This window comes from Streptomyces sp. CNT372, assembly GCF_000377145.1.
In genome coordinates this window covers 394,991-416,164 of the sequence record NZ_KB897779.1, presented here as the reverse complement: position 1 = coordinate 416,164, position 21,174 = coordinate 394,991, and the positions used below count along the sequence as shown (strand labels likewise).

Annotated in this window: 21 protein-coding genes and 1 riboswitch; of the genes, 11 read left to right on the top strand and 10 right to left on the bottom strand. The window is 72.7% G+C overall.

All coding sequences use genetic code 11. The annotated features are described in order from the left end of the window. Positions 1–198 precede the first annotated feature (198 nt). Positions 199–1,353 (bottom strand): N-acetylglucosamine-6-phosphate deacetylase, encoded by a 1,155-nt coding sequence (nagA, locus tag C593_RS0109780; RefSeq protein ID WP_018847117.1) that lies wholly within the window; start codon positions 1,351–1,353, stop codon positions 199–201. Further along, positions 1,353–2,246 carry an ROK family protein gene (locus tag C593_RS0109775; RefSeq protein ID WP_486591106.1) on the bottom strand — a complete coding sequence of 298 codons (894 nt, stop codon included), beginning with the start codon at positions 2,244–2,246 and terminating at the stop codon, positions 1,353–1,355. Before C593_RS0109775 ends, nagA begins: the two co-directional genes overlap by 1 nt. 331 nt (positions 2,247–2,577) lie before the next feature. Between C593_RS0109775 and C593_RS0109770 the strand changes: the two genes are divergently transcribed. The 3 genes from C593_RS0109770 to otsB all read left to right on the top strand — a co-directional run bounded on the left by C593_RS0109770 (position 2,578) and on the right by otsB (position 5,163). Then, positions 2,578–3,855, top strand: coding sequence for an extracellular solute-binding protein (locus C593_RS0109770; RefSeq protein ID WP_018847115.1), 1,278 nt, complete (start codon positions 2,578–2,580; stop codon positions 3,853–3,855). A gap of 146 nt (positions 3,856–4,001) precedes the next feature. Further along, positions 4,002–4,274, top strand: coding sequence for a DUF3263 domain-containing protein (locus tag C593_RS0109765; protein ID WP_051093664.1), 273 nt, complete (start codon positions 4,002–4,004; stop codon positions 4,272–4,274). A 10-nt stretch (positions 4,275–4,284) separates the two neighbouring features. After that, the gene (gene otsB, locus C593_RS0109760) at positions 4,285–5,163 is read left to right on the top strand and encodes a trehalose-phosphatase (RefSeq protein WP_018847113.1); all 879 of its coding nucleotides are present in this window, start codon (positions 4,285–4,287) and stop codon (positions 5,161–5,163) included. A gap of 15 nt (positions 5,164–5,178) precedes the next feature. On the opposite strand, the gene C593_RS29270 is transcribed toward otsB, so the two are convergent. The 3 genes from C593_RS29270 to C593_RS0109745 all read right to left on the bottom strand — a co-directional run bounded on the left by C593_RS29270 (position 5,179) and on the right by C593_RS0109745 (position 7,986). Beyond that, the gene (locus C593_RS29270) at positions 5,179–6,615 is read right to left on the bottom strand and encodes a trehalose-6-phosphate synthase (protein ID WP_018847112.1); all 1,437 of its coding nucleotides are present in this window, start codon (positions 6,613–6,615) and stop codon (positions 5,179–5,181) included. Between the two features lie 58 nt (positions 6,616–6,673). Beyond that, positions 6,674–6,838: a hypothetical protein gene (locus C593_RS32950; protein ID WP_018847111.1), complete on the bottom strand. Its 165-nt coding sequence runs from the start codon at positions 6,836–6,838 to the stop codon at positions 6,674–6,676. Positions 6,839–7,026: 188 nt separating this feature from the next. After that, the gene (locus C593_RS0109745; RefSeq protein ID WP_018847110.1) at positions 7,027–7,986 is read right to left on the bottom strand and encodes a glucosyl-3-phosphoglycerate synthase; all 960 of its coding nucleotides are present in this window, start codon (positions 7,984–7,986) and stop codon (positions 7,027–7,029) included. 119 nt (positions 7,987–8,105) lie between these two features. After that, positions 8,106–8,250: riboswitch (SAM riboswitch) on the top strand. Here C593_RS0109745 and thrC point away from each other — a divergent pair. The 4 genes from thrC (at position 8,244) to groL (ending at position 12,668) form a co-directional block, all read left to right on the top strand. After that, on the top strand, positions 8,244–9,584 hold the full coding sequence (thrC, locus tag C593_RS0109735) for a threonine synthase (protein ID WP_106434596.1): 1,341 nt from the start codon (positions 8,244–8,246) through the stop codon (positions 9,582–9,584). (Overlaps the previous riboswitch by 7 nt.) Further along, the gene (locus C593_RS0109730; protein WP_018847107.1) at positions 9,581–9,856 is read left to right on the top strand and encodes a MoaD/ThiS family protein; all 276 of its coding nucleotides are present in this window, start codon (positions 9,581–9,583) and stop codon (positions 9,854–9,856) included. Before thrC ends, C593_RS0109730 begins: the two co-directional genes overlap by 4 nt. A 510-nt stretch (positions 9,857–10,366) precedes the next feature. Next, complete coding sequence (locus tag C593_RS0109725) at positions 10,367–10,570, top strand: cold-shock protein (RefSeq protein WP_005315736.1); 204 nt, start codon at positions 10,367–10,369, stop codon at positions 10,568–10,570. Between the two features lie 475 nt (positions 10,571–11,045). Continuing rightward, complete coding sequence (groL, locus tag C593_RS0109720; RefSeq protein ID WP_018847106.1) at positions 11,046–12,668, top strand: chaperonin GroEL; 1,623 nt, start codon at positions 11,046–11,048, stop codon at positions 12,666–12,668. Positions 12,669–12,840: 172 nt separating this feature from the next. Here the strand turns inward: groL and C593_RS0109715 are convergent, their stop codons facing one another. The 3 genes from C593_RS0109715 to C593_RS0109705 all read right to left on the bottom strand — a co-directional run bounded on the left by C593_RS0109715 (position 12,841) and on the right by C593_RS0109705 (position 14,437). Beyond that, positions 12,841–13,101: a Txe/YoeB family addiction module toxin gene (locus C593_RS0109715; RefSeq protein ID WP_018847105.1), complete on the bottom strand. Its 261-nt coding sequence runs from the start codon at positions 13,099–13,101 to the stop codon at positions 12,841–12,843. Then, on the bottom strand, positions 13,098–13,349 hold the full coding sequence (locus C593_RS0109710; RefSeq protein ID WP_026277540.1) for a type II toxin-antitoxin system prevent-host-death family antitoxin: 252 nt from the start codon (positions 13,347–13,349) through the stop codon (positions 13,098–13,100). The genes C593_RS0109715 and C593_RS0109710 overlap by 4 nt, the downstream gene beginning before the upstream one ends. 230 nt (positions 13,350–13,579) lie before the next feature. After that, a complete protein-coding gene (locus C593_RS0109705) occupies positions 13,580–14,437 on the bottom strand; it encodes a hypothetical protein (RefSeq protein ID WP_018847103.1) in 858 nt (285 codons plus the stop codon). Between the two features lie 675 nt (positions 14,438–15,112). On the opposite strand from C593_RS0109705, the gene C593_RS0109700 reads away from it, so the two are divergent. Both C593_RS0109700 and C593_RS33290 read left to right on the top strand, forming a co-directional pair. After that, positions 15,113–15,997, top strand: a complete 885-nt coding sequence (locus C593_RS0109700) for a hypothetical protein (RefSeq protein ID WP_018847102.1) — start codon at positions 15,113–15,115, stop codon at positions 15,995–15,997. Positions 15,998–16,357: 360 nt separating this feature from the next. Then, positions 16,358–16,522, top strand: coding sequence for a hypothetical protein (locus tag C593_RS33290; protein ID WP_018847101.1), 165 nt, complete (start codon positions 16,358–16,360; stop codon positions 16,520–16,522). 85 nt (positions 16,523–16,607) lie between these two features. On the opposite strand, the gene C593_RS29260 is transcribed toward C593_RS33290, so the two are convergent. Both C593_RS29260 and C593_RS29255 read right to left on the bottom strand, forming a co-directional pair. Then, a complete protein-coding gene (locus C593_RS29260) occupies positions 16,608–17,981 on the bottom strand; it encodes an MFS transporter (protein ID WP_018847100.1) in 1,374 nt (457 codons plus the stop codon). After that, entirely contained in the window at positions 17,978–18,700 is a 723-nt protein-coding gene (locus tag C593_RS29255) for a helix-turn-helix domain-containing protein (protein ID WP_018847099.1), read from the bottom strand. Before C593_RS29255 ends, C593_RS29260 begins: the two co-directional genes overlap by 4 nt. Before the next feature lie 160 nt (positions 18,701–18,860). On the opposite strand from C593_RS29255, the gene C593_RS0109680 reads away from it, so the two are divergent. After that, a complete protein-coding gene (locus C593_RS0109680; protein WP_018847098.1) occupies positions 18,861–20,333 on the top strand; it encodes an ABC transporter permease in 1,473 nt (490 codons plus the stop codon). Between the two features lie 76 nt (positions 20,334–20,409). Then, positions 20,410–21,090: an ABC transporter ATP-binding protein gene (locus C593_RS0109675; RefSeq protein WP_018847097.1), complete on the top strand. Its 681-nt coding sequence runs from the start codon at positions 20,410–20,412 to the stop codon at positions 21,088–21,090. Positions 21,091–21,174: the final 84 nt, after the last annotated feature.

Below are 21,174 nucleotides of genomic sequence, written 5' to 3'. Positions count from 1 at the left end.
GCGCCGTGGCCCCGGCCGGGAGCGGACCCGGGACCGTGCCTGCTGAGCTCGTACGGTCCTGATCATGCCAAACGCCCGGTCCCGGCCCAAGGCCGCAGCCGTGGACCGGGCCCCGGCGGGCGTCCGGCGGGCGTGCGGCGGTCGTGCGGTGGCGCGTGGCGGGCGCCCGGCGGTCGTGCGGTGGCGCCCGGCGGGGGCTCAGCCCGCGACCGGGTCGACCACCCACTCGCCCTTGCGCATCACGCCCTTGAGCCCGAAGTCCGCGTCCAGCACCACCAGGTCCGCGTCCTTGCCCGGCTCCAGGGAGCCGATCCGGTCGTACGCGCCCAGCAGCCGGGCCGGGTTGGCGGAGATCGCCTCGACCACGTCCTCCACCGGGAGCCGGTCCACCGTGACCGCCCGCCGGAAGGCGGTGTCCAGGGTGAGGGTGGAGCCCGCGATCGAGCCGCCCTCCACGAGCCGGGCGACGCCGTCCGTGACCTCCACGTCCAGCGGCCCGAGCCGGTAGCGCCCGTCGCCGAAGCCCGCCGCGTCCATCGCGTCGGTGATGAACGCGACCCGGCCCGCGCCCGCGCGGCGGAAGGCCAGTTCCAGGGCGGCCGGGTGCAGATGGACGCCGTCGTTGATCAGCTCGACGGTGACCCGCTCGTCCTCCAGCAGGGCCGCGATCGGGCCGGGGGCGCGGTGGCCGAGCGGCGGCATCGCGTTGAACAGGTGGGTGGCGACGGTGGCGCCCGCGTCGATCGCCTCGACGGTCTGCTCGTAGGTGGCATCCGTGTGCCCGACGGCGGCGATCACCCCGTGCTCGGCGAGCAGCCGGACGGAGTCCAGCCCGCCGGGCAGCTCGGTCGCGAGGGTGACCATCCGCGCGGTGCCGCGTGCCGCGTCCAGCAGCTTGCGCACGTCCGCCGGGTCCGGGTCGCGCAGCAGTGCCTCGCTGTGGGCACCCTTGCGGCAGGGCGAGATGAACGGGCCCTCGAAGTGGATGCCCGCCAGATCGCCCTGCTCGACCAGCTCGGAGAGGAAGCCCGCCCGGTGCGCGAGGAAGTCCATCTCACCGGTCACCGTGGAGGCGACCAGGGTGGTCGTCCCGTGCCTGCGGTGGGTCTCGACGCCCGTCAGGACCTCTTCCGCCGTGCCCGAGGTGAAGGAGGCCCCGCCGCCGCCGTGGTTGTGGAGATCGACGAAGCCGGGGACGATCCAGTGCCCGGAGAGGTCCCTCACCGGGGTGCCGTCCTCGGCCGCGCCGGCGATCCGGCCGCCGTCTACGACCACCCGCCCGCGGTCGACGACGCCGGTCGGCAGCACCACACGGGCTCCGGCCAGAACGGTGGCTGTGGCGCGAGCGGCCATCAGGCGGTTACCTCCGTGGCGAGTAGATCCCAGGCGAGGAGCCCTGCGCCCAGGCATCCGGCGGTGTCCCCGAGGGCCGCCGGGACGATCGCGGGCAGTTTCTGGAACGTCACGCGTTCCTCGACCGCCGCCCGCAGCGGTGTGAACAAGACTTCCCCCGCCTCGGCGAGGCCGCCACCGATGATCAGGGTCCGCGGGTCCAGCAGGGTGAGCGCGGTGACCAGGCCGTCGGCCAGCGCCTCGACCGCCTCCTGCCAGACCGCCGCGGCCTTCTCGTCCCCGGCGGCGACGGCCTTCGCGCAGTCCGCCGCGTCGGCGTCCGGGTCGCCGGAGGCGGCGGCCCAGGCGCGGCTGACGGCGGACGCGGAGGCCAGGGTCTCCAGGCAGCCGCGCTGCCCGCAGCCGCACTCCGGGCCGAGCGGCCGGACGACGATGTGCCCGATCTCGCCCGCGTATCCGTGCGCGCCCGCCTCGATGGTCCCGGCGATGCCGATGGCGCCCGCGATGCCGGTGCCGAGCGGGACGAAGAAGAAACGGTCCGCGCCCTGTCCGGCCCCGATCCGGCCCTCGGCGAGCCCGCCGGTGCGGACGTCGTGGCCGAGGGCGACCGGGATGCCGCCGAGCCGCTGGCCGAGCAGCGCCCGCAGGGGCACGTCGCGCCAGCCGAGGTTGGCCGCGTAGACGGCGATGCCGTGGCCGGCGTCGACGATGCCGGGGACGGCGACGCCCGCGGCCTCGGCCGCGCGGCCGAAGTGCTCCTGGCCGTGGGCGCGCAGATCCGCGGCGAAGCCGAGGATCGACTCCACGACGGCGTCGGGGCCGCGCTCGCGCCCGGTCGCCCGCCGCGCCTCGTGCAGCAGGGTGCCGTCCGCCCCGACGAGGGCCGCCTTCATGCCGGTGCCGCCCACATCGAGGGCGATGACGTGTCTCACGGGGGACAGTCTCGCCCGCGGACGGTGAATAGGTCTAGTCCAGTTGCCGAGATTGTTGCCACGCCATACAAACGGGCTTCTGTCCCGGCAGGGCACGGACGGGACGCGGGTGCGGCGCGGACGGGCCACGCGCGGGACGCCCGTGGGGCGTGTTGCGAAAGCGAGACCGGCACTGGTGTAGACCTCGTGGTCGCCCATGGGACAATCTACGTTCACTCGCAGGGCGTCGACGGGGGCCGGCCTGGGGCGATCCGACGACGGGCAGCAGAGCAGCAGAGGGTGGGGGAGAGCAGTGCAGCGTCCCTTCAAGCGTTCCTTCACAGGACTGACCGCGGCCGCCGCGGCGCTGGGGATGGCGGTCTCGCTGACCGCGTGCGGTGGCGGGTCCGGTGAGGTGACCCTCCGTCTGGTCGCCGCCGACTACGACGTGGCCGGCGGGCAGAGCAGCAAGACCTACTGGGACGAGCTGACCGCGGCGTTCGAGTCCACCCACCCGGGCGTCAAGGTCGAGGTCCGGATCGAGTCCTGGAACGACGTGGACCGCAAGGTCGCCGAGATGGTCAAGGACGGCGACGCCCCCGACATCGCCCAGATCGGCGCGTACGCCGACTATGCGGCCGACGGCAAGCTCTACTCGGCGGACCAGCTCCTCTCCGTACCGGTGCAGTCCAACTTCCTCGTCCCGCTGACCGACGCCGGCGAGTACAAGGGCACCCAGTACGGGCTGCCGTTCGCCGCGTCGACCCGGCTGCTCTTCTACAACAAGGAGCTCTTCGCCGAGGCCGGGATCGAGGGCACCCCGAAGACCTGGGACGAGCTCGCCGAGGACGCGGCGGCGATCAAGGCGAACACCGGCGCCAAGTTCCCCTTCGCCCTCCCGCTCGGGCCGGAGGAGGCCCAGGCCGAGACGATGATGTGGCTGCTCAGCGGCGGCACGGGCTACACGGACGCGGTCGACAAGTACGCCATCGACTCCGCGACCAACATCTCCACCTTCGAGTGGCTGCGCGACGAGCTGGTCACGCCGGGGCTGACGGGGCCGGTGGCGCCGGGCGAGCTGAACCGGAAGGACGCGTTCGCCGCGTTCACCCGGGGCGAGGTCGGCATGCTCAACGGCCACCCCTCGCTGATGCAGGCGGCCGAGAAGGAGGGCGTCGACGTCGGCAAGGTCGCCCTGCCCGGCCGGGACGGCGAGGCCAAGGCGTCGATGGGCGTCGCCGACTGGATCATGGGCTTCAAGGAGAACGGCCACCGCAAGGAGATCGGCCAGTTCCTGGACTTCGTCTTCAGCGACGAGAACGTGCTCGCCTTCGCCGGGCAGAACGACCTGCTGCCGCCGACGGTCACCGCGTCCGAGACGATGGAGAAGGACCCGGAGCACAAGGACCTGCGCGAGTTCCTCCAGGAGCTGCCGAAGTCGGTGCTGCCGCCGGTCGGCAAGACCTCGTGGGCCGCGGTCAGCGACAACATCAAGAAGAAGATCGGCTCCGCGGCGGCGCCCGACGGCAACCCGACCTCGACGCTGGGCGTGATCGACCGCGAGGCGGCGGAGGCCGAGGCGGCGGAGTAGCCCGCGTCGCCCGGGCGCTCCGTGCCCGGGCGCGTCGTACCGGGCGCTCCGTGCCCGGGCGCGGGGCGGGGCGTGTCGGCGGCGGCCGTTACGTTGGTCCCGTGAGCGACGACGACCCCGAGCCCGTGACCGAGGACCGCGCCGAGCTGTTCCCGCCGGCCGAGCCCGCCCCCGGCGGGGGCGGGACCGCGGCGGGTGGGCTGAGCGCGGTCGCGGAAGCCGTGCTGGCGACCGAACGGCGGTCGTGGGGGGCGGCCGGGGTGAAGGAGCGGGTGATCAGGGAGCGGCTCGGGATGTCGCCCGTGCGGTACTACCAACTGCTCAACACGCTCCTCGACGACCCCCGCGCCCTCGCCCACGACCCCGTGACCGTCAACCGGCTCCGCCGAGTCAGGGACGCGCGGAGGATGCGCCGATAGGGTCGTGGCCATGGGCAGCTCCCCGAACTCCCCGAACCCGACGGACTTCCCGCACCCCGTGCCGTCCACCCCGGCCGGCCGCGACGGCCTCGCCGCCGTTCTGCGGGACCCCTCCGCCGCCGTCGTCGCCCTCGACTTCGACGGCACCCTGGCCGAGATCGTCCCCGACCCGGAACAGGCCCGCGCCCACCCCGATGTCGTGCCCGCGCTCGCTGCGCTCGCCCCGCACGTGGCCTCCGTGGTCGTGATCACCGGCCGGCCCGCCGGGGTCGCCGTGCGCTACGGCGGCTTCGCGGGCGTTCCCGGCCTCGAACACCTCGTCGTCCTCGGCCACTACGGCGCCGAGCGCTGGGACGCCGTGACCGGTGCCGTCACCGCGCCCGACCCGCACCCCGGGGTCGCCGCCGTCCGCGCGGAGCTGCCCGGGCTGCTGGAGAGCGTCGGCGTCCGGCACGGCGCCTGGATCGAGGAGAAGGGCCGCGCGGTCGCCGTCCACACCCGCCGTGCCGAGGACCCGCAGGCCGCGTTCGACACCCTGCGCGAGCCGCTGGCCGCGCTGGCCGCGGAGCACGGACTGGTCCTGGAACCGGGCCGGATGGTCCTCGAACTGCGCCCGCCCGGTATGGACAAGGGCGTGGCGCTGACCGAGTACGTCAGGGAGACGGGCGCCCGGGCCGTCCTCTACGCGGGCGACGACCTGGGCGATCTCGCCGCCTACGCGGCGGTCGGGAAGCTGCGCTCGGACGGGACCCCGGGCGTCCTGGTGTGCAGCGGCGACGAGGTCCCGGACCTGGCCGGCCGCGCGGACCTGGTACTCCCCGGCCCCGCCGCCGTGGCCGCCCTCCTCGCCGGCCTCGCCGCACAGCTCGGCGAAGCCGGGACGCCGTAGGGCCGTTCTCCTGGATCAGGCCGGGCCGGTCCCGGCCGGAGCCGAAGGCGGGGTCTGGTTCCGCAGCGCGTCGAGCTGGTCCAGGAACCATCGGCGCGGGGGGAGGGCGGTGGCCGCCGCCGCGAGGTGCTTGGTGCGTTCGGCGCGCTCCGCGGGGGGCATGGTCAGGGCGCGGTGCAGGGCGTCCGCCGTGGCGGTCACGTCGTACGGGTTGACCGTGATCGCGTGGTCGCCCAGCTCCGCGTACGCCCCCGCCTCCCGGGAGAGCACCAGCGCGCAGCCCTCGTCCGAGACGACCGGGACCTCCTTGGCGACCAGGTTCATACCGTCCCGGATGGGGTTGACCAGGGCCACGTCGGCCATCCGGTACGCGGCGAGCGAGCGGGCGAAGTCGTCCTTGACGTGAATCAGGACCGGGGTCCAGCCGGGCGTGCCGTACTGCTCGTTGATCTCCGCCGCGAGCCGGGACACCTCGGCGGTGTACTCCCGGTAGACGGCGAGGTCCTGCCGGGACGGGTAGGCCAGCGCGATGTGCACCACCCGCTCCCGCCACTGTGGACGGGTCTCCAGCAGGGTCCGGTACGCCAGCAGCCCCCGGACGATGTTCTTCGACAGCTCGGTCCGGTCCACCCGGACGATCGTGCGCCGGTCCGGGCCGACCGCCTCGCGCAGTTCGGCCAGGCGCTCGCCGACGTCCGGCCGGTGCGCGCGCTCGCGCAGGAAGCCGGCGTCCGCGCCGAGGCCGTACACCCCGGTGACCGTCGAGCCGGTGCCGCCCACGACCTGCGTGGCGCACGCCGTGAACGCGTCCGCCCAGCGCCGGGTGAGGAAGCCGAGCCGGTCCGCGCCGAGCATCCCCCGCAGCAGCTCCTCCGCGATGTCGTCGGGGAGGAGGCGGAAGTAGTCCGGCGGGGCCCACGGGGTGTGCGAGAAGTGGCCGATACGCAGGTCCGGGCGTCGCTCGCGGAGCATCCCGGGGGCAAGGGCCAGGTGGTAGTCCTGGATCAGCACGGCCGCGCCCTCGGCCGCCGACTCGGCCAGCGCGTCGGCGAAGGCCCGGTTGTAGGACCGGTAGGCGTCCCACTGCCGGCGGAACTCCTGGTCGAAGGCCGGTTCCAGCGGGGTCTGGTACAGCAGGTGGTGCAGGAACCACAGGACCGAGTTGGCGATGCCGTTGTACGCGTCGGCGTGCACGTCCGGGTCGATGTCCAGCATCCGGACCCCCGGTTCACCGACGCCCTGCCGCACGGCCTCCCGGTCGCCCTCGCCGAGGGCGGCGCACACCCACAGGGACTGCTCGTCGGAGCCGATGGCCGACAGGCCCGAGACGACCCCGCCGCCGCCGCGCCGGGCGTCGAGTCCGCCGCCTTCGGTCAGGGTGTACGAGACCGGGCCGCGGTTGGACGCGACGAGGATCCGGGCAGCGTCGATCGGGGCAGCGTCGGTGACCATGTAGGCGAACGTAGCCCGTACCACCCGCCCTCAAACGTGCGTACGGCTCCGCCGCAGGTCAGTGGTCGCGATTCCGGCCACGGGCCGCGGCGAGGGCGACGATCCCGGCGGCGACGAGGCTGAGCACGACCCCGCCGAGGAGCCAGAGCTGCTCGGCGGCGGAGCCGGTGCGGGCGAGTTCGGCGGCGTGGACGAGCGCGTCCACATGACTGAGCGAGTCCATAAGGAGAAAAGGTAGACAAAACGACCATCCCTTTTCCGGATGCGGCCGTACGCCGGGCGCGTCGCCGCCGGGATCGGCCGCCCTTGCGCCGGGATCGGCCGCCCTTGCTCAGAGGCGGCTCCTTGTGCCCGGATCGGCCGCCCCTGCGCCCGGCGTACGGGCCGCGCCTGCGCCCGGGGCGGCGTCTCTCAGGCCGCGCGGCGGGTCGCGTACTCGCCGATCTCGCGCATCGGCGGCCGCTCCTCCGTGTCCACGGCGTAGGTCCGCGGCACGAACCCGTCCTCCGCGCGCTCGAACTGCGTGATCGACGGGCGCACCAAGTGGCCCCGAGCCAGCCGCAGTTGGGCGGTCCGGTAGATCGTCGCCGCCATCCGGCCCAGCGCCCGTCCGTCCTGGTGGCGGTGCCTGCGGGTGCCGACGTCCACTTGGGCCAGGGCGTCCAGGCCGACCGCGCCGAGCGCGTCCACCAGCAGCCCCAGCTCCACCCCGTAGCCGACCGGGAACGGCAGCCGCTCCAGCAGGGAGCGGCGGGCCGCGTACTCGCCGCCGAGGGGCTGGACGAAGCCGGCCAGCTGCGGCCAGTGCAGATTGAGCAGCGGCCGCGCCACCAGCTCGGTGACCCGCCCGCCCTGGCCCGGTTCGGCGCCGAGCGGCCGGTCGTGCATCGCCTTGACGAAGTGCACGTCCGGCTCGGTGAGCAGCGGGCCGACGGTCCCGGTGACGAAGTCCGCGGAGAAGTCGCGCAGATCGGCGTCGACGAAGCACACCACGTCCCCGCCGGTCACCAGCAGGGACCGCCACAGCACCTCGCCCTTGCCGGGCACGGCCGGCAGCCGCGGCAGGATCGCGTCCCGGTGGACCACCCGCGCGCCCGCCGCCGCCGCGACCTCGGCGGTGCGGTCGGCCGAGCCGGAGTCCACGACCACCAGCTCGTCCACGAGCGGCACCGCGTCCGTCATCAGCTCCTCGCGGATGACGGTGACGATCTCGCCGACCGTCTCCTCCTCGTTCAGTGCGGGGAGGACGACGCTGACCGTGGTGCCCCGCCGGCCGGACGTGCCCTGCTTGGCGGCGATCAGCCGGTCCAGCGGGCGGTCGGCCACCGTCCAGGACCGCCGGGCCAGCCAGCGCTCCACCTCTTCCAGCACGTGATCTCCATCTCGCGGATCGGACGACCGTCTCGGACCGTCCGGGGGTTCGGTTACAGTCTTGAACAACGCGGATGACCGTCGCATGTCGGGGTCGTCCCGTTCGGACAATCGAATACCGCTCATCCAGAGGGGCAGAGGGAAACGGCCCGTTGAAGCCCCGGCAACCCTCCAGCCGGTCTCGTTCACCACGAAGCGAGGCTCCCGGCTAGGGAAGGTGCCAAATCCGTCTCATGGCGAGATGCGCCATGAGGAAGATGAGGAGAAAGGGCCTCGCCTCCATGGCTGCACAGACCGCCGCGACCTCCACGGACGCCGCTTCCCCCACCGCTTCCCGGGCCGGTGCCGTCGACCTCGGACCCGCCTGCGGGCTCTCCTGCCGCGAGTGCGGGGAGCGCTTCGACCTCGGCCCGATCTTCGCCTGCGAGGCCTGTTTCGGGCCGCTCGAAGTCGCGTACGACATCCCGAGCGGCGACCCGGAAGCGCTGCGCAAGCAGATCGAGAACGGCCCCGAGAACATCTGGCGCTACGCGCCCCTGCTGCCCGTCCCCGCCGACGTGGCCGGCAAGCCGAACCTGAACCCGGGCTGGACCAAGCTCGTGCGGGCCGACAACCTCGCCCGCGAGCTGGGCGTCGAGCCGGGCCGACTGCACGTCAAGGACGACTCCGGCAACCCGACGCACTCCTTCAAGGACCGGGTCGTCGCCCAGGCCCTGGAGGCCGCCCGCGCCTTCGGCTACACCACCCTCTCCTGCTCCTCCACCGGCAACCTCGCGGGCGCCGTCGGCGCCGCGGCGGCCCGGGCCGGCTTCCGTTCCTGCGTGTTCATCCCGCACGACCTGGAGCAGGGCAAGGTCGTCATGGCCGCCGTCTACGGCGGTGAACTCGTCGGCATCGAGGGCAACTACGACGACGTCAACCGCTTCTGCTCCGAGCTCATCGGCGACCCGGCCGGCGAGGGCTGGGGCTTTGTGAACGTCAACCTGCGCCCGTACTACGCGGAGGGCTCCAAGACCCTCGCGTACGAGATCTGCGAGCAGCTCGGATGGGAGATCCCGGACCAGATCGTCATCCCGATCGCGTCCGGCTCCCAGCTCACGAAGATCGACAAGGGGATCCAGGAGCTGATCAAGCTGGGCCTCGTCGAGGACAAGCCGTACAAGGTCTTCGGTGCCCAGGCCGAGGGCTGCTCCCCGGTCTCCGTCGCCTTCAAGGCGGGCCACGACGTGGTCCGGCCGCAGAAGCCGGACACCATCGCCAAGTCCCTGGCGATCGGCAACCCGGCCGACGGCCCGTACGTCCTGGACATCTGCCGCCGCACCGGCGGCGCGGTCGAGGACGTCACGGACGAGCAGATCGTGGACGCGATCAAGCTGCTCGCCCGCACGGAGGGCGTGTTCACGGAGACCGCGGGCGGGGTGACCCTCGGCGTGACCAAGAAGCTGATCGAGGCCGGTCTCATCGACCCGTCCCTGACGACGGTGGTCGTCAACACGGGTGACGGCCTCAAGACCCTGGACGCGGTCGCCCCCACGACGGGTATGACCGCTGTCATCCGACCCAACCTGGACTCTTTCCGAGAGGCTGGCCTCGCATGAGCGTCAACGTCCGCATCCCCACCATCCTGCGCACCTACACGGGCGGGCAGGCCGAGGTCCCGGCCGAGGGCGCGACCCTCGCCGAGGTCATCGCCGACCTGGAGAAGAACCACACGGGCATCGCGGCCCGCGTCCTGGACGACCAGGGCAAGCTGCGCCGCTTCGTGAACGTGTACGTGAACGACGACGACGTGCGCTTCGAGCAGGGCCTGGAGACGGCGACGCCGGACGGCGCGGGCGTCTCCATCATCCCGGCGGTGGCCGGCGGCTGAACCGACGGTGGCCGGCGGCAGAACCGGCGGCTGAGGCGCGGCTGAGCGACGGGGCCGGCACGGGGCCCTCCGGCCTCGGGGCCGGCCCGGGCGTTTCGTGCACAACGCCCGTTAGTTACCCGGAGTTACCTGGATCGCCCTTTCCGCGAGCTAAGCGGAGGGGGCGATTCTGCATGGTTAGGCGCGGTAGAGTCTGGGAAACCCCGGCCGCGCAGCGGGAGAGCATTTGAGCCGCACCGCAAGAAAGCGGCCAAACTCTGCGATCGAATTGCCTCAATAGTGCCGCTTTGTCGGGCCCGACTTGCCCCGGAATTCAGCGGATTGGTACGGATCGGACGATCGGTCCTGCCTGGATTTCTCGTCCGATTGACCTGTTGCAGAGGGCAGTTGTGCAGATACATTCAGCCGCGGTCGACGCGTTCCGGCGCACACCCCTCCTGTCGGGGTGAGGTCTGACCCGGGTCCGCGAAGTGCGGTCCTGCGCAAGGGCCAGTAATAGGGGAGTTAGGCATGGCTCAGGGCACCGTCAAGTGGTTCAACGCGGAGAAGGGGTACGGCTTCATCGCGGTCGACGGTGGTGCGGATGTTTTCGTCCACTACAGCGCGATTCAGATGGACGGATACCGCACCCTTGAAGAGGGTCAGCGGGTCGAGTTCGAGATCTCGCAGGGCCAGAAGGGTCCGCAGGCGGACATGGTCAAGCTCGCCGTCTGATCCGTCCGATCCGACTGATCCGACTGATTCAGGCGCGTTCGGCCACCGACGCACTCACGCCGAGGGGCCCGCATCCCGACCACCGGGAAGCGGGCCCCTCGCGCATGCCCGCGCCCGGGCCGCCGGAGGCGCCCGCCGCCCGGCCACCGCCCCCCACGGGTCTTCGCCGGAGGCGCTTGCTCCCGCCCGTCGACCGACCGCCGCCCCTCGTGGAGCCTTCTTCGAAGGCGCTTGCTCCCTCCCGTCGCCCGACCACCGCCCCTCATCGAGCCTTCTTCGAAGGCGCTTGCACTCGGGGGGGTCGAGTGCTAATCATTGGCGTTAGCACTCTCCGAGTGAGAGTGACAGAACTTGGATCGGGTCGGTGAGGCCCGCGGGTCGTGCGGGGCAAGGAACCGCAGGGCGCGCAGGCCGGCCGTCGCGGGCGCCGGACGCGATCCGAAGCATCCACCCCAGTCCGGGAGGACCACTTCACATGGCCAAGATCATCGCGTTCGACGAGGAGGCACGGCGCGGTCTCGAGCGCGGGATGAACCAGCTCGCCGACGCCGTCAAGGTCACCCTTGGTCCCAAGGGTCGCAACGTCGTCCTCGAGAAGAAGTGGGGCGCCCCCACGATCACCAACGATGGTGTCTCCATCGCCAAGGAGATCGAGCTCGAGGACCCGTACGAGAAGATCGGCGCCGAGCTGGTCAAGGAAGTCGCCAAGAAGACGGACGACGTCGCCGGTGACGGTACGACCACCGCGACCGTTCTCGCCCAGGCGCTCGTCCGCGAGGGTCTGCGCAACGTCGCCGCCGGCGCCAACCCGATGGCCCTGAAGCGCGGCATCGAGAAGGCCGTCGAGGCCGTCTCCGGTGCGCTGCTGGAGCAGGCGAAGGACGTCGAGACCAAGGAGCAGATCGCTTCCACGGCCTCCATCTCCGCCGCCGACACCCAGATCGGCGAGCTGATCGCCGAGGCCATGGACAAGGTCGGCAAGGAAGGCGTCATCACCGTCGAGGAGTCCCAGACCTTCGGTCTGGAGCTGGAGCTCACCGAGGGTATGCGCTTCGACAAGGGCTACATCTCGGCGTACTTCGCCACCGACATGGAGCGTATGGAGGCGTCCCTCGACGACCCGTACATCCTGATCGTCAACTCCAAGGTCAGCAACGTGAAGGACCTCCTTCCGCTGCTGGAGAAGGTCATGCAGTCCGGCAAGCCGCTGCTGATCATCGCCGAGGACGTCGAGGGCGAGGCCCTGTCGACCCTGGTCGTCAACAAGATCCGCGGCACCTTCAAGTCCGTCGCCGTCAAGGCCCCGGGCTTCGGCGACCGCCGCAAGGCCATGCTGAACGACATCGCCATCCTCACCGGCGGCACGGTCATCTCCGAGGAGGTCGGCCTCAAGCTGGAGAACGCCGGCCTGGACCTGCTGGGCCGCGCCCGCAAGGTCGTCATCACCAAGGACGAGACCACCATCGTCGACGGTGCCGGTGACAGCGACCAGGTCGCCGGCCGGGTCAACCAGATCCGCGCCGAGATCGAGAACAGCGACTCGGACTACGACCGCGAGAAGCTCCAGGAGCGCCTCGCGAAGCTGGCCGGCGGCGTGGCCGTCATCAAGGCCGGCGCCGCGACCGAGGTCGAGCTCAAGGAGCGCAAGCACCGCATCGAGGACGCCGTGCGCAACGCCAAGGCGGCCGTCGAGGAGGGCATCGTCGCCGGTGGTGGCGTGGCCCTGCTCCAGGCCTCCGCGGTCTTCGAGAAGCTGGAGCTGGACGGCGACGAGGCGACCGGCGCCAACGCCGTGAAGCTCGCGCTGGAGGCCCCGCTGAAGCAGATCGCCGTCAACGGTGGTCTCGAGGGCGGCGTCGTCGTGGAGAAGGTGCGCAACCTGACCGTCGGCCACGGTCTGAACGCCGCGACCGGCGAGTACGTCGACATGATCGCCGAGGGCATCATCGACCCGGCGAAGGTGACGCGTTCCGCCCTGCAGAACGCGGCCTCCATCGCCGCGCTGTTCCTCACCACCGAGGCCGTCATCGCCGACAAGCCGGAGAAGGCCGCGGCCCCGGCCGGCGGCGGCATGCCGGGCGGTGACATGGACTTCTGATCCGGCTCCCGGATCGGACCCGTCCGCACGGACCGAGGGCGGCACCCCCACCGGGGGTGCCGCCCTCGGGCGTCTGCGTCGGCGCCCTCCTGCGCTTTGCACGGCCTCGCGCTTCCCCGGCCGAAAGGCCGAGCGGGGCGCGGCGCCCGGCCTGTCCCGTGATGGCGCCGGCTCAGCGCTCGTAGTGGTACCGGCAGGCGGCCACCCGGATCTCGTCGTCCACCACCTTGTAGACGAGCCGGTGTTCGTCGGTGATGCGCCGGGACCAGTAACCCTGGAAGCCGTGCCTGAGTGGTTCCGGCTTGCCGATGCCCTCGTTGCCGTTCCGGGCGATGTCCTGGAGCAGGGTGTTGATCCTTTTGAGGACCCTTCGGTCCTGTGCTTGCCACCAGATGTAGTCGGCCCAGCTCGACTCGTCCCAGACGAACTTCATTCGACCGGCTCCCGGACCGTCCCGCCGCCGTTCTCCAGACGGTCGATGGACGCCAGCAAACGCCGGGCGTTCTCCGGGCTGCGCAGCAGGTAGGCGGTTTCCTTCAGGGATTCATACTCCGCGAGCGCGACGATGACCACCGGCTCCCGGCCCGCCCTGGTCACTATGACCTCTTCCCGGTCGTCGACCACCGCGTCCAGGGTCTTGGCGTAGTTCGCGCGCGACTCGGTGTAGGTCAGGGTGCGCATCCTGGACTCCTCGATGCTGTACGGGATTTTGTACGTACAGAAAAACGTACGTGAGGCAGCCGTATACGGCAAGCTCTGGCCCGGAGCTCGCCGGCCGACGCTCCCGTAGGGGTGGATGCGCACGAGCCGGTAGGTGCCGTCCATGGGTGCGCTGTTGACCACGACGGCGCCCTTGCCTCGGTCGATCAGGAGGTGGACGGGGATGCCGACTCCGGCGTAGCCGTCGCGCTTCATACGGGTGTCCTCTCCGGTGGGCGGCCGGCCGCCGCGCGGGCCTCGGCGGCGAGGGCGTGGACGCGGGCGGGCGGAAGGGCGGGCGGTGGGTCCATGCGCGGTACGCCACGGCAGCGGTCGCACAGCCCCCGCCGCAAGACCACCCCCGCACCCGGCGGGCGGCCGCACTCCGAGCACTCCAGGATGCGGGGCCGGTCCGGCAGGGGCGGGGGTGCGGGCGGGAGTTTGTCGCGCAGGCGGCGGCGGACGAGCGCGGCCGGGTGGTGGACGGGTACGGGCAGCCCGACCGTCAGCGCGTGCAGTACCTGACGCTCGGTCGCGTCCCGCGAGAACCACTCCTCCACCAGCGGCGCGAGGAGGGTGCAGTCCATGTGGGACAGGGACAGCGCCGGGTTCTCCCGCCCGAGCGCGGCGAGCAGGATGTACGCCCGGGAGCGGGTGGGCCGGGGCGGACGCGACTCGGCCGTCCCGGCCGGCAGCTCGCCCCTGGCGTACGCGTCCCACCAGGCGTCGTCCCGTGGTGTGCGCGACCACCATGTGCGGGTCACCCACAGGGTGGAACCCGACTCCGAGGTCACCGCCTCCAGCCCGCGTCGCAGATGCCCTGCCGCGACCAGGGCCCGCAGCGCGCTGCCGACCGCCGTCTGACCGTACACGGTGTACTTGGCCAGCGTCTTCAGGGAGATGTCGTCGTTGTCGCGCCGCCGGTCGATGAAGGAGGCGATGTCCGCGTCCCGCGGTCGGAGGTGTCCGAAGTCGTTCCCTGTGGGCGGGAGTTGCCCGGGGACGGAGCGCTTGCCGTAGCCGGGATTGGCTACGGGGTACGCGGCGTCGCTAAACTCTGCGTCAGCCATGGATCGACTCTCATTCGATCTTGTTGGTCAGACCCCCGTTCGGTGTTGGTGCACCGGCGGGGGTCGTTCGTTTATCGGATTCGGTTGTCAGGACGGAACCGTAGAGCGCGGTGACGCTGTGTGGCAAATCCGTCGCCGCACGTCAGCGTGCATGTCAACGAGCAGGGTGGGAGGGCGGGTTGGAGCCCTCCACCCATTCCTCAGTAGGGGCGCTCGGGTCCCGGATCCCGGGTCTCGGGCCGGGGTCGGGGACGGCTCGGCTCCGTCGCCCGTGCGTGCTCGGGGGGCGTCAACCGGGCTTGTTCCGGGCCTTTTTCGCCCGCCGGCCTGATCGCGACGGTGGCGCCGGTAAATCCACCTCCTCGCCGGCGTCGACGCTGTTCAATGCTCTGGGACGATCGACGGCCGCCGTCCGCGCACGGGCGGGCGGGGCGAGGTCGGGCGGGAAAGGGAGCGCACGCAGTGACAGCCGGGGGACACCATCCGTACGGGCCGGGCGGCGGCAGGCCGGGGCCCAACAACCCCTACGGGGGCGGGAATCCCTATGGAGGCGGGAATCCCTATGCGGGAGGGAACCCCTATGGCCCCGGGCCCTATGGGCCGCCGCCACACGTTCCGCCCCCATATGGCCCGGGGCCACATGTGCCTCCGCCCCCGCCCTACAGGCCGCCCTATGTGCCCCCGCCCTATGTTCCGCCGACCGGGCCGAGGTCGCTGTGGGCCCGCTTCCGCGAGGACGAGTGGCCGACGCTGCGGGAGCTGCTGTCGGGAACCCGGGTCAGCGGCTGTTATCTGCTGCCGCTGCTCATCTGCTGCGTACCGGGCCTGCTGCTGTTCGCGTACCCGGTGGCGCGGTCGGCGCGCACGCGGTCGCGGCGGACGTTCCCCTCCGAACCGCACCGCCGCATCCACGATCCACAGGTGTGGAAGGTGCAGCGGACCAGAGCGTGGATCGCGCTGGCCGCCTCCCTGCTGATCCTGACCGCCTACGGCACGGACCAGGACTGGGCCGAGGCCCAGGACCAGTTTCTGCTGCGCCTGGCGATCACGCCCTGGCTGCTGCTGCTCACCGCGCCCCTGGTCATCGTCCTCCTCTTCCGCCTCGCCCCGCCGGCCGCCCGCCCCGGGATGCGGTCCCGGCTGCGGCGGCCCGCGCGGCTGGTGCTCTGGTACTTCGGGGCCTTCACCCTGGTACCGGTGACGTTCGTGCTGGTCATGGCGGTCGGTGACTACTTCGGGGGGAAGCCCTGGTCGCCGTTCCTGTCCCTTGCGCTGCTCTACCCGGTGCTGTGGATGCTCTGCTTCGTCGGCTTCGCCTCCCCGACGATGGTCCGCACCGCGTTCGGCACCTCCGAGGTCCACGCGGCACTGCCCGCGCTGCTGACCGGTGTCCTGGTGTGGGAGCTCGCCGTGATCAACCTCGTCACGGCGGGCATGCCCCCGGGCCCGCCCCTGATCCAGATCCTCGCGGTCTTCTGCGGCCCGCTGTCCGTCACCGCGGTTGCCTACTGGGAGATCGACCGCCTCCGCGTGAGGCACGGGGTGCGGCTGCGGGGGTGAGGAGACCTCCGGGGGCGGGCCGGCGCTGAGGGACGCCGGGGCGGGAACGGGCCCGCCCCCCAAGGCCCTCAGCCCTTGGTGCCCGGATCGTGGGCGGCCAAGGAGGCACGCACCTCGCGCGCGTACGGCCCCTCCGCGTCGTCGAGTCGTCAATGTGACGCATGCTTCACGCACCTCGCGCGCGTACGGCCCCTCCCACCACGGAATCGTCTCCACCAGCACGGGCTTGGTGCCGGAGGCGAGCACCAGGGCCCGTCCCGGGGGCATGGACCCCAGGTCGGAGACCTGGAGGACGCGCTCCCGCCGCACGGACTCGTTCACCGTCCGGTTTCCCGACCACCCGCCGAACTCGGACTCCCTGTGGTCGCCCCCTACGGCGACATCCAGGACGTCGTCATCGGCATCCTGCAGCAGCGGGCCCAGCAGACCGGTGTCCCCGCGGTGGCCGTGGTCCACGACGACCGCTTCGGGGGCGCGATGCGGCTGCTCATCCATGCCGACGGTTCCACCGAAGCCGCCGACTGACCGGAGAGCGGGTGGCGCCGGTGCCGCCGGTGACACCGGTGAGCGACGAGCCGGCAGGTGGCGGGCGGGTGGTGCGGGTGTCGCGTCACACCACGCCCGCCCCCGCCGTTGTCCCCGTGCCCGTGCCCGTCCCCCTGCCCGAGGGAACCGCGTCCGGTAGCGGGCGGGTCGAATCGACCGCCCCCGCCGTGGTGTTCGCGCCGCGGAGCCACAGCAGGGCCGCCGTCAGGAGGGCGCCGCCGGCCAGGAGCCAGGGGAGGGGGCCCGTCGGGAGGGTGCCGGCGGCCAGACCCGCGAGGGCGCCGGTGAGTTGGAGGGCGAGGGACTGGACGGACAGGGCCGTCGCCCGTACCGAGCCGCCCACGCGCCGGTGGAGGAGTTCGTTGGCGTTCGGGCCCGCCGAGCCGAGGCCGAGGTAGACGAGGGCGTAGCCCGTCGCGGCCCCGATCAGGGCGAACGGGTGGGCGGCCAGGGCCGGGTGGGCCGTCACGCCCAGGAGCAGCAGCCCGGACGCGCTCACGGCGAGGCTCAGCAGCACCGCCCGTTCGCCGCTGCCGCCCGCCCGGCGGGCCGTGCGCGGTGCGAGGTGGCTGCCGAGGCCCGTGCAGGCGAAGCCCGTGCAGGCCATCAGCGCGAACAGCACCGCGCCCGACTCCGCCCCGCCGGTCAGGCCGGCCGCGCGGGCCGGGGCGAGGAGTTCGACCGGGGCGAGGGCCGCACCGGTCGCGCCCGCCGTCAGCAGGAGCCTGCGGACGAGGGCGTCCCCCGTCCCCAGTCGCAGCCCCGCGAGGACGGTGGTCGGGACGCCGCGCAGCACGGACCGCGCGGTCGCGGGTGGGCGCGGCGGCTCGGGCAGGGCGGTGAGGACGTACGCGATGTAGCCGGCGCACACGAGCGAGCCCAGCAGCGCAGGGACCGACAGCGGCAGGACGAGGCCGGAGGTCGCCGCCCGCACCCCGGGGCCCGGGAGCAGCCCGGCCAGCAGCGGCAGCGCGCCGCCCGCGAGGGTCCCGGCGGCGAGGGCGGCGGCGGAGGCCGCGCCGGCGCGGGCCAGCCCGGTGCGCAGCTCGGCCCCGGGTCCGGCGGATGCCTGGACCGTGTCCACGTACCACGCCTCCGCCGGGCCGCTGGAGAGCGCGCGGCCCGAGCCGAGGAGGAGCATGGCGCAGGCGAGTACCCACAGGGAGCCGCCGAGCGCGAGGAGCAGAAGCGCGCCGAGGTTGAGCAGCCCGGACACCGCGAGCACGGGCCGGCGGCCGAGGACGTCGGAGAGGCCGCCGGTGGGCAGCTCCAGCGCGGACACCGTCAGCGAGTGGACGGCGAACAGCCCGGCGACGGCGGCGAGTGCCATGCCGCGCTCGGTGAGCAGCAGGACCTGGGACGGGATGTAGAGGCCGACGGGCAGCCAGAAGAGGAAGGTGACGGCGGCGAAGCGGCGGCGGGCGGTGGTGGGGTTCATTCGGCCGTCTCCGCGGAGACAGCGGATTCGGGCCCGGGTTCGGGCCCCCCTGAGCCGGGTTCGGGTCCGGGCCCAGGTTCGGGCCCCGGCCCCTCCCCCCGTCCCGGCCCCGGTTCCGGTCCGGTTCCGGGCCCGGGGGAGGGGAGGACGGGGACGCCGGCCGTGACGAGGACGACCTGTTGCGCGCCCGGGGCACCCTCGTCCCGCGCGGCCAGTGCCAGCGCCGTGCGCAGGAAGGTCTCCGACAGTTCGGTGAGCGACTCGGGCGTGAGACGCAGCACCAGGTCCGTGATCCCCGCCGCCTCCACCCACGCGGACCCGGCCCGGCCCGTCGCCACGTCCTCGGCGTGGGCCGCCAGCGACCGTTCCAGATGGGTGAGTTGGACCCCCCGCGCCGCGTCCACGAAGGCGCGGGCCTCGGCGGAGTCCGTCATCGCCGCGTTGGACCAGCTCGTCAGCTCGTGTGCGGCCTGCCAGCGGCGCTCGCGTCCGTCCCGGTGCTCGGCCTCCGTGATGAAGCCGTGCCGGGCCAGCACCCGCAGGTGGTAGCTGGCCGACGCGGACGACTCGTCCGTACGTACGGCCAGTTCACTCGCGGTCGCCGGTCCGTGCTGCCGCAGCAGCCCGAGCAGCCGGATCCGCAGCGGATGTGTGAGGGCCTTGAGCGCGGCGGTGTCCCGGGCGGGGTCGAGGACGCGACGGCGGGGTTCGGTGGGCACGGGGTGAGCGTAGAGCGGATGCCGCGTTCTGCAAAAGAAGTTTTGCAGAATTTGTTTTGCGGTTCAGGGGTGAGCGGGTGAGTGCCGGGAGGTCCGAAGACTCATCCGGCTCTCATCCGGGCCTTAAGCGTTCATCACACCCCGCTCCTAGCGTCGCGCCATGTTCTTCACCTACCTCCGGCGCGAGCTGCGCCGTCGAAGGAAGGCGGCGCTGGTCGTCGCCTCGGGGCTGGCGGTCGGTATCGCGCTGGTCATCGTCGTCAACTCGGTCTCCACCGGCATGAACCGGGCCCAGGAGCGGGTGCTGGAGTCGCTGTACGGGCTCGGCACCGACATGACCGTCACCAAGGCCGCCGAACCGCCCGGCGAGGGCGGGGCCGTGCGGGCGCCGCGCTTCAGGTTCGACGCGGGGGAGGAGGGTGACGAGGACGCCCGGCAGAGCCAGGACATGGTCATGGTGCAGGGCTTCCAGTCGCTCGCCTCGTCCACCGTCTCGCAGGTGGCCCGGCAGGACGGGGTCGCGGACGCGGTCGGCGGGCTCAGCATCCGGGTCATGAAGGTGGACGGCGAGTTCACGCGCGGCGCGGTGGAGACCGTGCCGCGGGACGGGCAGGGCGAGGGCCGGCCCGGACCCGGCGGGGCCGTGCGCGGCGGGGGCGCGGCCTTCGACGTGGACGCGTACACCGCCTACGGCACCGACGTCACCCGTCAGGACCTCGGCCCGCTCACCACTTCGAAGATCACCTCCGGCCGGACCTTCCGCGCGGACGAGCAGGACGCGCGGGTCGTCGTCCTCGACAGCGCGTGGGCGAAGGAGAAGGACCTCGCGGTGGGCGGCGAACTCACCGTTTCCGGTGAGAAGTTCGAGGTCATCGGCATCGCGACCGCCGACAGCGGGGACGCGGCCGCCCAGGTCTACCTCCCCCTGAAGCAGGCGCAGACCCTGGCCGACGCCAAGGACAAGGTGACCACCGTCTACGTCCGCGCCGACGACTCGCAGCGGATCGAGGGCGTCAAGGAGGCCGTGCAGAAGAACGTCCCCGGGACGACGGTCACCACTTCCGCCGACCTCGCGGACACGGTCTCGGGCTCCCTGTCCACGGCGGCCGGGCTCGCCTCGGGCGTCGGGAAGTGGCTGTCGTACCTGGTCCTCGGAGCGGCGTTCCTGGTCGCCGGGCTGCTCACCTCCTCGGCGGTGAGCCGCCGCGTCCGCGAGTTCGGCACGCTCAAGGCGCTCGGCTGGCGCAGCGGGCGTGTGACCCGGCAGGTCGCCGGGGAAGCGCTGGTCAACGGGCTGATCGGCGGAGCGCTCGGGATCGCCGCGGGGCTCGCGGGCGCCTGGCTGATCACCGCGTTCGGGCCGACGCTCACCGCAGAACTCGGTCGCGGGGCACGGGCTTTGGGGAGCGGGGGTCCCGGTGGTGGTGGCGGGATGCGCACGGCCGGGCCCGGTGGTGACGGCCCCGGGGGCGCGTCGCGGGCCCTGGACGTCGCGCTCACCGCGCCCGTCTCGCTCACCACGGTCGGCCTCGCCGTCGCGCTGGCGGTCACCGGAGGACTCGTCGCGGGCGCGTTCGGCGGGTGGCGGGCCTCCCGGCTGCGGCCGGCGGACGCGTTGCGGCGGCTCGGGTGAGCGGCGCCGGCGGGGCGTTCGGCCGGCGTATGCGCACGTATTTCCTTGGTTCCCTTTGGCACGGCAGGAGTTGAAGATGTACCGGCTCAGTGGAGTGGTCAAGCGCTACCGGCGCGGCAGGGACACGGTGAACGCGCTGGACGGCGTCGACCTGACCGTCCCGGACGGCGGGCGGCTGGTGATCCAGGGGCCCACGGGCGGGGGCAAGTCCACGCTGCTCCAGATGCTCGGCGGCCTGGACCGCCCGAGCGAGGGAAGCGTGCTGCTCGACGAGACCGACCTGGCGACGCTGCCGGAGGCGCGGCTGACGCGGGTGCGCGCGGAGAGGATCGGCTTCGTGTTCCAGGGCTTCAACCTGATCCCGACGCTGACCGCGCAGGAGAACGTCGAGACCGCGCTGGTGCCGCTGCGGCTGGGCGCGCGGGAACGCCGGGAACGGGCGGGGGAGGCGCTTGCCTCGGTGGGGCTCGGGGAGCGGCTGCGGCATCTGCCGGGGGAGCTGTCCGGCGGGCAGCAGCAGCGGGTGGCGATCGCGCGGGCGCTGGTGAAGCGGCCGGGGGTCCTGCTGGCGGACGAGCCGACGGGGAACCTCGACGAGTCGATGCGGGACGAGGTGATGGACGTGCTGGAGGGGCTCTGGGAGGAGCACGCGTTCACCTTCGTGATGGTGACGCATGATTCGGCGCTGGCGAGGCGTGCGCCGAGGGTGGCGACGATCCGGAAGGGGCGGGTGGTGGTGCGGGACCGGGTGTCGTGACGGGGGCGCGCTTGCGGCCCGTCCGTCCCCAGGAGGTGTCCGGCGAGCACCTCCTGGGGGTTCGGGGTGCGCGGGCGGGGCCGG

Excerpts from the sequence above, each read along its gene's own strand:
- nagA (WP_018847117.1), bottom strand. The coding sequence starts at position 1,353 with ATGGCCGCTCGCGCCACAGCCACCGTTCTGGCCGGAGCCCGTGTGGTG.
- C593_RS0109775 (WP_486591106.1), bottom strand. The coding sequence starts at position 2,246 with ATGAAGGCGGCCCTCGTCGGGGCGGACGGCACCCTGCTGCACGAGGCG.
- otsB (WP_018847113.1), top strand. The coding sequence starts at position 4,285 with ATGGGCAGCTCCCCGAACTCCCCGAACCCGACGGACTTCCCGCACCCC.
- C593_RS29270 (WP_018847112.1), bottom strand. The coding sequence starts at position 6,615 with ATGGTCACCGACGCTGCCCCGATCGACGCTGCCCGGATCCTCGTCGCG.
- C593_RS32950 (WP_018847111.1), bottom strand. The coding sequence starts at position 6,838 with ATGGACTCGCTCAGTCATGTGGACGCGCTCGTCCACGCCGCCGAACTC.
- thrC (WP_106434596.1), top strand. The coding sequence starts at position 8,244 with ATGAGGAGAAAGGGCCTCGCCTCCATGGCTGCACAGACCGCCGCGACC.
- C593_RS0109730 (WP_018847107.1), top strand. The coding sequence starts at position 9,581 with ATGAGCGTCAACGTCCGCATCCCCACCATCCTGCGCACCTACACGGGC.
- C593_RS0109725 (WP_005315736.1), top strand. The coding sequence starts at position 10,367 with ATGGCTCAGGGCACCGTCAAGTGGTTCAACGCGGAGAAGGGGTACGGC.
- groL (WP_018847106.1), top strand. The coding sequence starts at position 11,046 with ATGGCCAAGATCATCGCGTTCGACGAGGAGGCACGGCGCGGTCTCGAG.
- C593_RS0109715 (WP_018847105.1), bottom strand. The coding sequence starts at position 13,101 with ATGAAGTTCGTCTGGGACGAGTCGAGCTGGGCCGACTACATCTGGTGG.
- C593_RS0109710 (WP_026277540.1), bottom strand. The coding sequence starts at position 13,349 with ATGCGCACCCTGACCTACACCGAGTCGCGCGCGAACTACGCCAAGACC.
- C593_RS0109705 (WP_018847103.1), bottom strand. The coding sequence starts at position 14,437 with ATGGCTGACGCAGAGTTTAGCGACGCCGCGTACCCCGTAGCCAATCCC.
- C593_RS29260 (WP_018847100.1), bottom strand. The coding sequence starts at position 17,981 with ATGAACCCCACCACCGCCCGCCGCCGCTTCGCCGCCGTCACCTTCCTC.
- C593_RS0109680 (WP_018847098.1), top strand. The coding sequence starts at position 18,861 with ATGTTCTTCACCTACCTCCGGCGCGAGCTGCGCCGTCGAAGGAAGGCG.
- C593_RS0109675 (WP_018847097.1), top strand. The coding sequence starts at position 20,410 with ATGTACCGGCTCAGTGGAGTGGTCAAGCGCTACCGGCGCGGCAGGGAC.